At 67.3% G+C, this 13,820-nt stretch carries 9 protein-coding genes; 2 read left to right on the top strand and 7 right to left on the bottom strand.

The genetic code is table 11. The annotated features are described in order from the left end of the window. The first annotated feature begins 17 nt into the window (after positions 1-17). Positions 18-743 carry a polyprenol monophosphomannose synthase gene (locus ACFFGN_RS09850; RefSeq protein ID WP_380045653.1) on the top strand — a complete coding sequence of 242 codons (726 nt, stop codon included), beginning with the start codon at positions 18-20 and terminating at the stop codon, positions 741-743. Positions 744-779: 36 nt separating this feature from the next. Here ACFFGN_RS09850 and ACFFGN_RS09845 read toward each other — a convergent pair whose 3' ends face one another. Genes ACFFGN_RS09845 through ACFFGN_RS09830 form a run of 4 tightly spaced genes read right to left on the bottom strand, consistent with a single transcriptional unit; the run spans position 780 to position 4,940 of the window. After that, positions 780-1,853, bottom strand: coding sequence for a LacI family DNA-binding transcriptional regulator (locus ACFFGN_RS09845; protein WP_380045650.1), 1,074 nt, complete (start codon positions 1,851-1,853; stop codon positions 780-782). Beyond that, complete coding sequence (locus ACFFGN_RS09840) at positions 1,850-2,689, bottom strand: carbohydrate ABC transporter permease (protein ID WP_380045647.1); 840 nt, start codon at positions 2,687-2,689, stop codon at positions 1,850-1,852. The genes ACFFGN_RS09845 and ACFFGN_RS09840 overlap by 4 nt, the downstream gene beginning before the upstream one ends. Beyond that, entirely contained in the window at positions 2,686-3,612 is a 927-nt protein-coding gene (locus ACFFGN_RS09835) for a carbohydrate ABC transporter permease (RefSeq protein ID WP_380045644.1), read from the bottom strand. Before ACFFGN_RS09835 ends, ACFFGN_RS09840 begins: the two co-directional genes overlap by 4 nt. Before the next feature lie 35 nt (positions 3,613-3,647). Next, positions 3,648-4,940 carry an ABC transporter substrate-binding protein gene (locus ACFFGN_RS09830; protein WP_380045641.1) on the bottom strand — a complete coding sequence of 431 codons (1,293 nt, stop codon included), beginning with the start codon at positions 4,938-4,940 and terminating at the stop codon, positions 3,648-3,650. A gap of 249 nt (positions 4,941-5,189) precedes the next feature. Here ACFFGN_RS09830 and ACFFGN_RS09825 point away from each other — a divergent pair, with 249 nt between their 5' ends. Continuing rightward, positions 5,190-8,375: a glycoside hydrolase family 9 protein gene (locus ACFFGN_RS09825; protein WP_380045638.1), complete on the top strand. Its 3,186-nt coding sequence runs from the start codon at positions 5,190-5,192 to the stop codon at positions 8,373-8,375. Between the two features lie 124 nt (positions 8,376-8,499). Here the strand turns inward: ACFFGN_RS09825 and ACFFGN_RS09820 are convergent, their stop codons facing one another. The 3 genes from ACFFGN_RS09820 to pknB all read right to left on the bottom strand — a co-directional run bounded on the left by ACFFGN_RS09820 (position 8,500) and on the right by pknB (position 13,764). Beyond that, complete coding sequence (locus ACFFGN_RS09820; protein WP_380045635.1) at positions 8,500-9,765, bottom strand: glycoside hydrolase family 15 protein; 1,266 nt, start codon at positions 9,763-9,765, stop codon at positions 8,500-8,502. A gap of 99 nt (positions 9,766-9,864) precedes the next feature. Continuing rightward, a complete protein-coding gene (locus ACFFGN_RS09815) occupies positions 9,865-10,746 on the bottom strand; it encodes a DMT family transporter (protein WP_380045632.1) in 882 nt (293 codons plus the stop codon). A gap of 1,035 nt (positions 10,747-11,781) precedes the next feature. Then, entirely contained in the window at positions 11,782-13,764 is a 1,983-nt protein-coding gene (pknB, locus tag ACFFGN_RS09810; RefSeq protein WP_380045630.1) for a Stk1 family PASTA domain-containing Ser/Thr kinase, read from the bottom strand. Positions 13,765-13,820: the final 56 nt, after the last annotated feature.

The following is a 13,820-nucleotide window of genomic DNA, read 5'->3' as shown; positions in this document are numbered from 1 at the left end:
GGTAGGCTTCGGCCATCATGGAACCGAAGACCACCGTTGTCGTACCCACTTACAACGAGCGGGAGAACCTGCCCAAGTTGGTGGAGCTCCTTACGGCGTTGAAGATCCCGAACCTGCACGTGCTCGTCGTGGACGACAACTCCCCGGACGGTACGGGTGAGGTCGCGGACAAGCTCACGACCGAGGCCGAGATCCCCGTCGGCGTCCTGCATCGCACGGTCAAGGACGGCCTCGGCCGCGCCTACGTGACCGGCATGACCAGGGCCCTGGACGAGGGCGCGCACATCGTCATTCAGATGGACGCCGATCTCTCGCACCCGAGTGAGGCCATTCCGCGCATGCTGGAGAAGCTGGCCGGCACCGACGCCGCCGTCGTGCTCGGCTCCCGGTATGTGCCGGGTGGCGCGACCGCGAGCGACTGGCCCTGGCACCGCAAGGCGCTGTCCGCCTGGGCGAACTTCTACGTGAACGCGATTCTGCGCCTGCACGTGAAGGACGCGACCGCCGGGTTCAAGGCCTGGCACGCGGAAACCCTGCGCGCGATCGACGTCGCCTCGGTGCAGAGCAACGGATACGCCTTCCAGGTGGAGATGAACTACCGCGTGGTCAAGCGCGGGCTGACCATCGCCGAGGTGCCGATCCACTTCGAGGAGCGCAGCGAAGGCGTTTCCAAGATGAGCCTCGGCGTGCAGATCGAGTCCGCCCTGGTGCCGTGGAAGCTGCGCTTCAGCCGCTCCAAGTAGCCTGACCCTGAGCGGCCTGAGCGGCCTGAGGGTGGCTCAGGCGGATTGGCGTTTCACCAGCCGGGTGGGCAGGATCAGTGGGCTGGGGTCGTTGCCTGCCATCAGCGCGAGCAGCATCCGGCCCATCTCCTGACCGAGCGCCTCAACCGGCTGGTGCACGGTGGTCAGCGGGGGATCGGTGTGCCGTGCCCCGGCCAGATCGTTGAACCCGACCACCGCCACGTCACCCGGCACCGTGCGCCCGTGGTCGCGCAGCACCCGCAGAGCGCCGACGGCCATCGTGTCGGAGGCGATGAACACCGAATCCAGGTCCGGGCAGCGTTCCAGCAGCCGGGTCATCGCCCGCTCGCCGCTCTCCTCGGTGAAGTCGCCGGGCTCCATCCGTTCGGGACCGAGGCCCGCGATCGCAAGGGCCTCCTGGTAGCCGCGATAGCGCGCGGCGCCGGCGCCTTCGTCGAGAGAACCGGTGATGGTGGCGATTCGGGTCCGGCCGGTATCGATCAGGTGCTCGGTCGCCAGCCGCGCGCCGCCACGGTTGTCCGCGTCCACGTAGTACTTGGGCTCGAAGGTCAACGGACGACCACCGAACACGACCGGCAGGTGCGACCGGTCGGCGAGTCCGGCGAGCGGGTCGTCCCCGTGCAGAGACATCAGCATCACGCCATCGGCCTGGCGGTTGCGCAGCACCTGTTCGAGCTTGGCCTGGCCCCGGCTGGAGGTGGCCAGCACGAGCATCAGTTCGAGATCGGTCTGTTCCAGCACCGCGTTGACTCCGACGATGACCTGGCCGAAGAACGGTTCGGCGAACATGGCCGGGTTGTCGCCCGACACCGCCAGCACAACCGCGCCGACCTGGTTCGTTGCGAGGGCCCGCGCGGTCGGATTCGGCACATAGCCGAGATCGAGTACGGCGCGCTGAACCGCCTCGCGCTTGGCCCGGCTGACGTGCGGTGCGTTGTTGATCACCCGGGACGCAGCGGAACGGGACACCCCGGCGCGCGCGGCGACCTCGTCCAGCGTCGGCTGGTGCCTGGGCGTCTCGATCGCCATCACGTCCTCTTCCCTGGTCTGCCCGCTGAGCTTAGTCGGTGGCCGCACGCTCGTGGTCATGCCCGAACCGCGCCGTCCATGATCCCGCTGATGATCTGCTTACCGAACAGGATGAAGACCGCCAGCAGTGGCAACGTCGCGATCAACGTGCCGGTGAACATCAGGGTGTAGTCGGTGTAGTACTGCGTCGCGAGCTGGCTCAGCGCGAACTGCACCGTCGGGTTGTCCGACTCCAGGATCGCCAGCGGCCAGAGGAACTCGTTCCACGTGCCCATGAAGGTGAACAGCCCGAGTACGGCGGCACCGGGCCGCAGCGCCGGGGCAACCACTCGCCAGAACAGGCCGAACGTGCTGCAGCCGTCCAGTCGCGCCGCCTCGATCAACTCGTCGGGTACGGCGCGTTCGGCGTACTGGCGCATCAGGAAGACGCCGAAGGCGGATACCAGGAACGGCACGATCACGGCCTGCAGCTGGTTCTGCCAGCCGAGCTTCACCATCACCATGTACAGCGGCACGATGCCCATCTGGACCGGCACCATCATGGTCGCGAGGACGGCGACCAGCAGGATGTTGCTACCGCGGAACCGCAATTTGGCGAAGGCGAAACCGGCCAGCGACGAGAAGAACACCACCGACACCGTGACGGCCGTTGCCGCGATCATCGAGTTCACCATGCCGAGGGCGAAGTGGGCCTCCTCGGCGCCGAACAGGCGGGAGATGTTCGAACCGAGGTTGCCGCCCGGAAGCAGTGGTGGTGGCATCTGCCCGATGACGTCGTTGGACCGGGTCGCGACGACGAACAGCCAGTACAGCGGGAACACCGACAGGGCGATCGCGGCGAGCAGGGTGAGGTAGACGAGGCGATTGCCCTTGTTCGCAGGGTTGCTGCTTTTCACTGGGTGCCTCCCTTGAAGCGGCGGGCGATCACGGCGTTGAGGCCGCCGGCGATCAGCGTGATGACGAAGATCGCCAGCGCGATGGCCGAGCCGTAGCCGTAGTCGAAGTTCGTGAAGCTCTGCTCGAACATGTACATCGCGATGGTCTGGAACTGCCGCAGGCTGCCGCCCGAGATATCGCCCTGCCCGAACAGCAGTGGTTCGGTGAACAGCTGCATGCCGCCGATCGTGGCCATCAGCGCGGTGAAGATCAGGGCCGGCCGGATCAGCGGCACGGTGATCCGCCAGAACTGGCTGATCTGTCCCGCGCCGTCGATCGACGCCGCCTCGTACAGATCCTTGGGAATCGCCTGGATCGCCGCGAGATAGATCAGCGCGTTGTAGCCCATCCACCGCCAGTTCACCATCGTCGCGACGGCGATCCAGGATGAGCCGACGCCTGCCTGCCAGTCGATCGGGGTCACGCCGACGAGGCCCAGCAGGCCGTTCACGAGTCCGGTGTCACGGCCGAAGAGCTGGCCGAAAACGATCGCGACGGCCGCCACCGAGGTGACGATCGGCGCGAGCACACCGAGCCGGAACAACATCAGCCCCCGCAGCGGGCGGTTGAGCAGGCCCGCGATGATCAACGCGAGCGCGAGCTGCGGAACGGTCGCGAGTACGAACATGCCGAGGGTGTTGACCAGCGCGTTCCAGAAGTCGGGATCACCCAGAAGCCTGCTGTAGTTGGCGGTTCCGACGAAGCCTTCGTCGCCGGTCAGGTCCCAGTCGCGCAACGAGACCCAGGCGGTATAGCCGAGCGGGAACAACCCGAAGACGGCGAACAGCAGGAAGAACGGGGCCACGAAGAAGTACGGCGAACCGTTGACGTCCAGGCGGCTCCAGCGGGAGGCCTTGCGGCCCTCAGGGTTCGAGGGCCGCACCGGCTTCGTACGGTCGGGTCGGAGGGCGGTGACGGTCACTGCGGCACGGCCCGTCGGGCGTCCGCAAGGGCCTTCGTCCAGGCCTCATCCGGGTTGAGCTTGCCCTGCTCGACGGCGGTCAATGCGTCGCCCACGGCGTCCCCGACGATCTGGTTGTCCGGTCCGAGGTACACCGGCTTGAGGCTCTTCGCGCTCTGGCCGAAGATCCTGCCGACCGGAGCGTTACTGAAGTAGGCGTTGGTGGCACCTGAGACGGTCGGATCGTCGATAGCCTGCGGGGAGCTCGGGAAGTTGTTCTTCGCCTTGAACGCGCCGACCTGGCCCTTGGGGCTCGTGAGGAACTTGGCGAGCTCAGCGGCCTCCTTCTGGTGCTTGCTCTGTGCCGGTACGGCGAGGAACGATCCGCCGCGTACGGCGCCCTCGCCCGGTACGCGGGCCACATCCCACTTGCCGGCGTTCTCCGGGCCGGCCTGGTCGGAGATCACGCCGAGCATCCAGGCAGGGCAGGGGATCGTGGCGAACGTGCCCTTCTTGAAGCCGGCGTTCCACTGCGGGCTCCACATTTGCAGCTTGCCGGACAGACCTGCTTGGACCATGCCGACGGTGCTTTCCCAGGCCTTACGGACGCCAGGGTTCTGCTCGATCACTAGCTTGTTGGAAGTGTCGAAGTAGGTGTGATCGCCCTGCTGCATCAGGATGTTCTGGTAGACGCTACCGGCGGTGTCGAAGAAGCTTGAGCCGGTGTTGGCCGCCGTGAACTTCTTACCCGTCTCCAAGTAGCCGTCCCAGTTCGGCCAGAGCTTGCCGACTTGTTCGCGATCAGTCGGCAGGCCGGCCTTGGCGAACAGGTCCGTGCGGTAGCACATGCCCTGCGCACCGATGTCCGTGCCGAGTCCGACCAGTTTCTTGCCGTCGGTGGTCAGTGCCTGCTTCCACTTCCAGTCCAGGAAGTTCGGCTGCAGCGTGGCCGCGCCGTGGTCCAGCAGATTCACGAACTGGTCGGGCTTGCCCATCAGCTTGACCAGAATGCCCTCTTCAAGTGCGACGACATCGCCCGCGCCGCTGCCCGCGGTCAGCCACTGCTGGAGCTTGGGCGTGTAGTCGGCCAGCTTGGCGATGTTGTCCTCCTTGATGACAACGCCCGGGTGATCCGCTTCGTACTGCTTGTAGAGATCCTCGTAGCCGAACTTGCTGAACGTCTTGACCGTCAGCGTGATCTTGCCGTCGGTCTCACCACTCCCGGCGTCGCTGCCCCCGCAGGCGGCGGTGACCGCCAGCAGGGTGATGCCAACGGATAAGGCGAGGGCTTTGGACAGTCTTGGGCGCATGAACCTCTCCAGGGGATCTCAGGCTTCGTTCTGACGGCACCCGGCTGAAACTGGGCGGAAACTGGAAGCGCTTCCAGTCAGAGTAAGCAGACAATCGCTCTCTTGGGAAGGGCTTTCCCAGCCCGAATTAAGCGGGTTCCGGCTCTTGACAGCTGGTTGGCGCCTCGACAGCATTCGGGGAACGTCGCTGGATCCCCGGCGAAACCGCAAGCGCTCCCAGAGCGACCGCCCGCATTTCGGAGGTCCGGTATGTCCACACTGCGCAGGCTCGTACTGGCCTGCCTCGGTCCGACGCTGATCATTCCGTTGCTCGCTGCACCGGCGCACGCCGGCGGGCCCTACGAACGGCTGCTGAACACCGGCTTCGACACCGCCGACAAAAGCCCCTGGTGGAGCAGCGGAAACACTCCGTCGACGGTGACCGACGGTCGCCTGTGCGCGGAGATTCCGGCCGGCACGGTCAATCCGTGGGACTCGATGATCGGCCAGAACGACGTACCCCTGGAAAAGGGGCAGCCCTACACCCTGCGGTTCGATGCCTCGGCCAGTCAGCCCGTGACGATCCGGGCGGTGGCACAACTGGCGATACCTCCGCACACCACTCCGCTCAGTCAGGCCGTCGCGATCACGACGACCTCGCAGACGTACACGGTGAACGGGACGTCGACCATCGACTCGGAACACGGCCAGGTCAGCTTCCAGATGGGCGGCGCCACTACGGCGTACACGTTGTGCCTGGACAACATCTCGTTTGTCGGAGGTGTCGTACCGCCTGGTGGGCCCCGAGACCTCGGATCGCCCGTACGGGTGAACCAGCACGGCTATCTGGTCGATGGGCCTAAACGGGCCACGGTCGTCACTACGGCGACTGGAGCGCATCCGTGGCGTCTGCTCGACGCGAGCGGTACGGCGGTTGCTAGCGGACAGACCTCGTTGTACGGCCGTGACGCGATGTCGGGGGACTCCGTCCAACTGGTCTCGTTCGACAGCTTTCGCGTTGTAGGTAAGGGTTATCGCCTTGCAGTCGGCTCTGAGATCAGTGAGCCGTTCGAGATCTCCAAGGACTTGTACGACGGCCTGCGGCGCGACGCGCTCGCGTACTTCTACCACAACCGCAGCGGCATCCCGATCGAATCCGCCTACGTGGGTGAGGCCTACGCCCGGGAGGCGGGACACCTCGGGGTAGCTCCAAACACCGGGGACACGTCCGTACCGTGTCTGCCCGGTACATGCGACTACAGCCTCGACGTCCGTGGCGGCTGGTACGACGCCGGGGACCACGGCAAGTACGTCGTCAACGGTGCACTGGCCGCTTGGCAGTTGCTGGACCTCTACGAGCGTTCGGCGACTACCGGTGACTATGCGGGTGTTGCTGACCGTACGTTGCGTATTCCCGAGTCTGGGAACCGCAAGCCCGACGTGCTGGACGAGGCCCGCTGGGAGATCGACTTCATGCTGCGGATGCAGGTGCCGTCTGGAGAGCCTCTCGCTGGCATGGTGCATCCGAAGATCCATGACCTCGCGTGGACCGCTGTGCCGATGCTGCCGTCTGCGGACCCGCAACCGCGTCACTTGTACCCGCCGACGACCGCGGCGACTCTGAACGTTGCCGCCGTTGGAGCCCGGTGTGCCCGCGTCTACGCGGTCTGGGACCCTGCGCTCGCTCTGCGGTGCCTGTCGGCGGCTACGAAGGCGTGGAAGGCCGCGAAGGCGAATCCGGCCGTGTACGCGCCTGCCGAGAGTGTTGGCGGTGGGCCTTACTCGGATACCGATGTGCGGGACGAGTTCTCGTGGGCCGCGGCAGAGCTCTTCGCGACCACCGGGCTTCCGACGTACAAGAGCCAGATCACGACCGGCCTGACCACGGAGGGCTTCTCGTGGCGGGACATGGGTGGACTGGCCGATCTGGCGTTGGCCCGGGTGCCTTGGCGATTGACCGGTACGGCGCGTAAGGCGGTCGAGGCGCGGATCAAGTCCGTCGCCGACCAGTACGTCACGGCGCTTCGCCAGCAGGGATACGCGAATCCGTATCTCCCGCCGGACGGGCAGTACGTCTGGGGTTCGAACAGCGCGGTGGCCAACAACGCCATGGTGATCGCGATGGCCTACGACCTGACGAAGCAGGCGCGCTACCGGGAGGCCGCGCTGGAGTCGATGGACTACTTGCTCGGGCGGAACGCGCTGAACCAGTCGTACATCACCGGGTACGGCGAACGGTCGGCGCAGAACCAGCACCACCGGTTCTGGGCGCACTCGCTGGAGCCGGCCCTGCCGAATCCCGCGCCGGGCTCGCTAGCGGGTGGCCCGAACTCGGGACTGCAGGATCCGGTCGCGCAGCGGTACCTGCCCGGCTGCGCGCCCGCGGCCTGCTACGTCGACCACATCAGCTCCTGGTCGACGAACGAGGTCGCGGTCAACTGGAACTCCGCCCTCGCCTGGATCACCGCCTTCGCCTCCTCTGCCGCTTCAAGCCGCCCGGGCCATAACGGCGGCTCGGCGGCTCCGGCCTCGGGCGCTTCGGGTTCCGGGGCGGCGCGGGTGCTGGCCAGTCCGGTGGAGTTGACCAGCGGGTTCTACGTGGACCCGAACTCGACTCCGGCGACCTGGGTACGCAACAACGGCGGTGACTCCCGCGCCAGCGCGATCAACGCCTCGATCGCGACCAAGCCGATGGCCCGCTGGTTCGGCAACCCGCCGAGCGGAACCACCATCGGTACGATCGTCGGGGCCTTCGTTGGAGCGGCCGACAATGCCGACAAGCTGCCGATCCTGGTCGCGTACAACCTGCCGGGCCGAGACGCTTGCGGCGGTCATTCCGGCGGGGGAGCGGGATCACCTTCGGCGTACCGCACCTGGGTCGCGGCGTTCGCGTCCGCCATCGGCACCCGGCCCGCGGTGGTGGTCCTCGAACCCGACGCCCTGGGTGATTTCGACTGCATGACCGCGGCGCAGATCACCGAGCGGAACGCCATGCTGTCGTTCGCGTTGCAGCAGTTCCGGGACAACGCGCCGAACACCTGGGCCTACCTCGACGGCGGCAACGCGGGCTGGGTAGCGGCCGACACGATGGCCCAACGCCTGCACGGCGCGGGTCTGTCGTACGCCCGCGGTTTCGCGGTGAACGTGTCGAACTACTACACCACCAGCGCCTCGACCAGCTACGGCAGCGCGGTCCGGAGCAGCCTGAGCAGCCGGTACGCGTACACCAAGCCGTACGTCGTCGACACCAGCCGCAACGGCAACGGTTCCAACGGCGAATGGTGCAACCCGGCAGGCCGACGCCTCGGCTCGGTCACCCAACTGGGCGGCGGCGCCGAAATGCTGCTCTGGGCCAAAGTTCCCGGCAACTCCGACGGTCCCTGCGGCACCGCTCCCGACACCACCGCCGGCCAATTCTCCCCAACCCTGGCCACCAACCTGATCACCAGCACCTAGCCCACCCCCACCCCCACCCCCACCCCCACCCCCACCCGCGACACGCCGCCTCACCCGTTCATCGGACGCTTGTGACCAGGCGTGTCGGGGTTCATCGGACCCTTGTGACACGCGCCCGGCGGGGTTATGGGATGGGGAGGGGGCGGTCCAGCGCGGTGGCCGTGAGGACCACTAGGGCGGATGTCCAGCCGAGAGGGGCTTCGCCGGCGACGGCGTTGAGGCGGTTGACCTTTTCGGGGATGGAGCCGCTGCTGGTGCGATGGTTGTCGAGCCAGGCCAGTACGGATTCGGCCGTACGGCGATCGCCACGGGCCGCCGCGCTCAGGCCGAACAAGGCGGTTTGCGGCGTCCACGCGACTCCGTCGGCACGCCAGTCCTGGCCCGGTGTGACGCCGCCGTTCGGCAACGTCAGCACGGCGTGGCTGCGTTCGATGGCCTCGACCACCGGTGGCCGGGCCGCGGCGAAGGGTGGCCCGAGAACCGTCACGATCGCGTCAGCACCACCGTGCTTGGTCCGGGGATAACCCCGGCGGCCGCCGAAGGCCCGGTCGATGGCGTGCTCGAGCCGGCCCGCCGCGTTCGACCAGCGCTCGGCGTCTTGCAGGTGGTTCGTCCGCTTCGCCAGCGCACTCGCTGAACGTAGGCCCGCCAGCAACGGTGCCACCGTGCCAAGCGTGAGCTCGGATTCGTTGCGCTCCCAGTAGTCGGGCGAAGGCGACGGTAGACCGTTGGACCCGAGCTCCATTGTGATCTGGTCGGCCGACTGCCGCAGCATCGGCCAGTTCCGGACCACCTGGGCATCGGCCGCGGCCCGGTCGCCTTGCAGCGTGGCGCAGAACCAGGCGGACCAAAGGACCCAGCCCGATCCATCGAGCTGCGGATGGCGTCCGTCGAGCATGGGTCCGGACGCGTCACCGTGGTACCGCGCCTCCCAGCGTCCACCGCCGTGCCGCCCACCGCTGTGCGGCTGAGCGCCGGCGGCCAGCTCGCGAGCGGCTCCGCCCGCCTTGGTTTTCTGCGGCCGGACCTTGTCCAGGAACGCGAAGACCTCACTGGCCTCGTCGTACTGCCCGACCGCGCACCAGGCAGCCGCGGTGAACGACGCGTCGCGCGGCCATACGTACCGCCAGGGTCCGTCCCAGCCCGCGAGCGGTCCGTAGCCGTTCGGCGTTAAGGCTTTGAGATCGGTCAGCGCCTGCCGGACCAGCTCCGGATGGGTCGAGGGAAGGCGCAGATCGGTTGCCAAGGACACCTTTCGGTATTCGGGCGGCAAGCCTTCGACCAACTGGGGATGAGGATTCATCCGCACGTTGACCAGAGCGCCCGCCGTCAACGTGACCAGCAGTACGCCGATCACCGCCCACGGGTAGACCGTGGCAGCACGTCGCATCCGGTCCACCTCCACTTTGCGCACTCGCCCTTTGCCCGGGTCCTTCGGCCTGGTCCCTCGGATGGCCGGTCGATCAGGTCCTTCGCCAGGTCAGGATAGTCATTGCGCCAGGTGCTGGACTTCGGCCTCGATCTTGCGACGTGGTGAAAGTTCGACCAGGAACATCGCGGCGAGTACGAGCGCCCCTCCGGCGAGCATCCGCACGGTGAGGTGCTCGCCACCGAAGAGTACGGCGAAACCGGACGCGAAAACCGGTTCCATCGTCATCGCGATCGCCGCCCGGGTCGGAGCGAGATGCGCCTGCGCCCAGGTCTGCACGATCAACGCGAACGCGCCGGCGATCAACGCCATGTACAGCACGCTGATCCAGTCCTGACCGCCGCTCGGCAGGGTGAAACCGCCCGGAATGGCGCCTATTCCGCACACTCCGACGATCACGACCATCTGCAGGGCGGAAAGCCCGAACGCGTTCGATGAGGTTGACCAGGCGCCGAGGCCGACAATGTGCAGCGCGTACAGCGCGGCCGAGGCCAACGTCAGCAACTCCCCGTGGCCCATGGTGAACCCGCGCAGGGAGAGTACGGCGAGACCGATCGTGGCCAGCAGTACGGCGATCCACGCCCACCGGCCGATCTTGTGCCGCAGGATCACCGCCGCCAGGAGAGGCGTGAAGACGACGTACATCCCGGTGACGAACCCGGACACGCTAGCCGAGGTATGGCGAAGGCCTTCGGTCTGAACCAGCTGCGCGATTCCGTACGTCACACCAAGAGCGACCGCCCGCCCCTTGTCGAGGCGGCTCAGCCGGGAGATGGCGGGCGGATTGATCGCGATCAGCGCCACGGCCGCGATCGCGAACCGCAACGCGAGATAGTCCGCGACATCCATCCGCGTGAGCAGATCCTTGGTCAGGAAGAAGGTCGAACCCCAAGCCGCCGCAACGGCAAGCAGGGCAACGACGGCGATACGCGGATGTGTCACCAGCAAAGCCTCTCAGACGCCTGTTCCGCTCGGCCGTGGCGGTCGGGGGTACGGCGGTCGGGTGTACGGCGGTCGGGGGTACGGCGGTGAGGTGCGGGTGGTTGCGGTGCGTCCGCTCTGGGGGTACGGCGGGTGGGGTGCGGGTGGTTGTTGGTGCGTCCGCTCTGGTGGTTTCGGTTGGCACCCGTCCCCCTGAGTCTTTCGAATTGTGAGGTCGGTTCGGGCCGCGTCAAGGGTTTGGGAATCACCTGCGGTGACGCTGCGCGCCCTTGACCCGGCCCGAACCGACCAAGGGCGGCAGCTATCAGGGGGACGGGTGGGGTTTGGCCGGGTTTCGCGATTTCCGCACGCTCCGCGTCGGGTAGTCGGGCACGCTCCGTGCCGGGGTGGCTGGCGGGGTGGTTTGCGGCCGGCTGGCGGTCCCGTTGGCCCGGCTGGCGGTTCAAATGGGGCTGGCTGACGGTTCGGACGAGCCGGCTGCCGAGTTTTTGCTCGACTACCTGGCTGCAACCGGGTAGCGGCGCAAAAACTCGGCAGCGGCGACGCCGAAACCGGGTAGTCGCGCTAAAACCCGGTACTGGGCGAATTCCGGGACTCCGTTCCCGTTCAGACCACGCAACCTCGCGTTCCCGGGCTCCATGACGTTGACGGCCAGCCCGACACCGGCAGACGGTTGGCCCGACATCGGCAGAAGGTCAGGCGGACACGGGATGGCTGGTCCGAAGGCGGGGTAGCAGGCCATCGGACCGCGCCTGCGGCAGCCTCGCGGCGCGCCGGGCGCGGGCGGGGACGTGTTGGGTCGGTATGAGGTCGATCCGGGAAAGTGCGGCGACGCGAATGCGCGCTATCCGAGTACCGATCCGCTCGGGCCTTCACGGCAACCACCCGAGTCGACCGGCCACACCTCACCCGTCCACCTGACAATTCGGAAGACTTAGGGGGACGGGTGACCACGGCTCATCCCGGCTTCGGTGGCGCAACGCCGTGACATCCCGCCGCAACGCCGTGAGGCCCGCAGCGCCGGGGACGCGAGGACTAGAGGATGGTGATGGTTACGGTGCTGCCGGGTTTGGCCATGGTGCCGGCGGTGGGGTTTTGGGCGGCTACCAGGTTCAGGTGGAGGTCGAAGGGGCCTCGGCGGATTTCGACCTTGAAGCCGGCGGCGGTGAGGATCCGCTTGGCGTCTTCGACGTTTTTGCTGCGTACGTTGGGGACTTCGCGCAGGGCCGGGCCCTTGGAGACGAGCAGCTTGATGGTGTCCCGGGTGTACCTGATGCCGGTGCGCGGGTCTTGGCTGATGACGCGTCCCTCGGGCACCTTCTCGCTGAAGGCGAGGTCGATCTTGACCGTGAAGCCCAGCCGGCGAAGGGCGGTCTTCGCCTGGATCTGCCGTTTGCCGGTTTGATCCGGCACGGTGATGGGGCGTTTGCCCTTGCTGACGGTCAACAGGACGAGGGCGTCGCGCTTCACCGAGGTGTTGACCTTCGGGTATTGGCCGAAGACCACGCCGGCGGGCACGTTCTCGTTGTAGACGGTGCTGATCTTGCCGAGACGCAGGTTGGTGTTCTCGATGGCCTGGGACGCGGCTTCTTGGCTGAGGCCCGTCAGCTTCGGTACGCCGTACCGCTCGGGTCCTTTGGAGACGGTGAGGCCGATCGTGCCGGTTTTGCGGATCCGTTCGCCCGCGCCGGGGTCGGTCGCGATGATCAGGCCGGCGCGCACGGTTTCGCTGAACGTGGACTCGCGCTTTTCGATCTTGAGACCGATCTCGCCGGCCTTGGCGCTCGCGGCCACCTCGGTGAGGTTCACCAGGTTCGGGGCGTGGGTGTAGCGCTGGACGCCGACGAACCAGGCCGCCGTACCGACGGCACCGGCGATGAGCAGGACCGCCAGCAAGGTGGCGAGGCCGCGGCCCCGGCGGCGTTTGGCTGCGGGAGGCCTGGCGACTGACCCGGGTTTGAGGGCGCTCGCGATGAGTTCGGGTTCGACCACGATGGTGTCGTTGTGGCCCGGGTTCTGCGGGAAGGCCACGCCACCAACACCGGCCGGGGCGGGCATCGCCGCGGCGGCGGATCGGGAGTAGCCGTCGTCGTACCCGCTGTCTTGGCGCATGGCCTGAATCGGCACGGTCAGATCGCCGGTGAGCTCGGGATCGTCCTGCAGGCCTTCGTCGAGGGCGCTGCGCACGCGGTTGACCTGGCGGCTGAAGACGCGGGCGTCGGCCGGCCTGAGGTCGCGGTCGCGGGCCGTGGCGCGTTGCACCAGGGCGTCGACGTACGGCGGGATGGAGGCTTCCAGTCGCGACGGCGGAGGCACATCCGCGTGCACGTGCTGGTAGGCGACCTGGATCGGGCTCTCGCCACTGTGCGGCTTCTCGCCGGTGAGCAGTTCGTAGAGCAGGATGCCCGCGGAGTACACGTCGGAACGGGCATCGGCTCGGCCGTCGGTGACCAGCTCGGGCGCCAGATACGAAACGGTGCCCATCAGCATGCCCTGGGTGGCGGTGTTGCCACTCGCCGTACTCGCTCGGGCCAGGCCGAAGTCGGCGACCTTGACGGTGCCGTCGTTCGCGATCAGTACGTTCTCGGGCTTGATGTCGCGGTGCACGATGCCGGCGTCATGCGCGGCGCACAGCGCGGACAGCACCGGGGTCAGCAGTTCGAGCGCGCGGCTCGGTGACATGGGGGAGAACTGGCGGACCAGGTCACGCAACGTACGGCCCGGCACGTACTCCATGGCGAGGAACAGCGTGCCGTTGTCGTCGCCCTGGTCGAACACGGCGACCACGTTCGGGTGGGACAGCCGGGCGGCGGAGCGGGCCTCCTGCACGAAGCGGCGGGCGAACTCCGCGTCGTCACCGAGGCCGCTGTGCATCACCTTGAGTGCGACGATCCGGTCCAGCCGGGTGTCGAGGGCCTCGTAAACCGTGGCCATACCGCCCTTGGCGACCCGGGAACCCACGCGATACCGGCCGTCGAGCAACCGCCCGACGAGAGGGTCGCTGGTCTGGGTGTCCACGTGGGCCTTCCCGCTCAGATCATCGCTGCTGTACGCACTCCTGCCTTGAGAGTGTA

It is taken from the genome of Kribbella deserti, assembly GCF_042434725.1.
In the GTDB taxonomy this organism is placed as follows: Bacteria; Actinomycetota; Actinomycetes; order Propionibacteriales; family Kribbellaceae; genus Kribbella; species Kribbella deserti.
This window is presented reverse-complemented; position numbering and strand designations above follow the sequence as displayed.

What these genes read in the sequence shown, in the direction of transcription:
- ACFFGN_RS09820 (WP_380045635.1), bottom strand. Translation starts at nt 9,765, where the DNA reads ATGCGACGTGCTGCCACGGTCTACCCGTGGGCGGTGATCGGCGTACTG.
- ACFFGN_RS09825 (WP_380045638.1), top strand. Translation starts at nt 5,190, where the DNA reads ATGTCCACACTGCGCAGGCTCGTACTGGCCTGCCTCGGTCCGACGCTG.
- ACFFGN_RS09845 (WP_380045650.1), bottom strand. Translation starts at nt 1,853, where the DNA reads ATGACCACGAGCGTGCGGCCACCGACTAAGCTCAGCGGGCAGACCAGG.
- ACFFGN_RS09830 (WP_380045641.1), bottom strand. Translation starts at nt 4,940, where the DNA reads ATGCGCCCAAGACTGTCCAAAGCCCTCGCCTTATCCGTTGGCATCACC.
- ACFFGN_RS09850 (WP_380045653.1), top strand. Translation starts at nt 18, where the DNA reads ATGGAACCGAAGACCACCGTTGTCGTACCCACTTACAACGAGCGGGAG.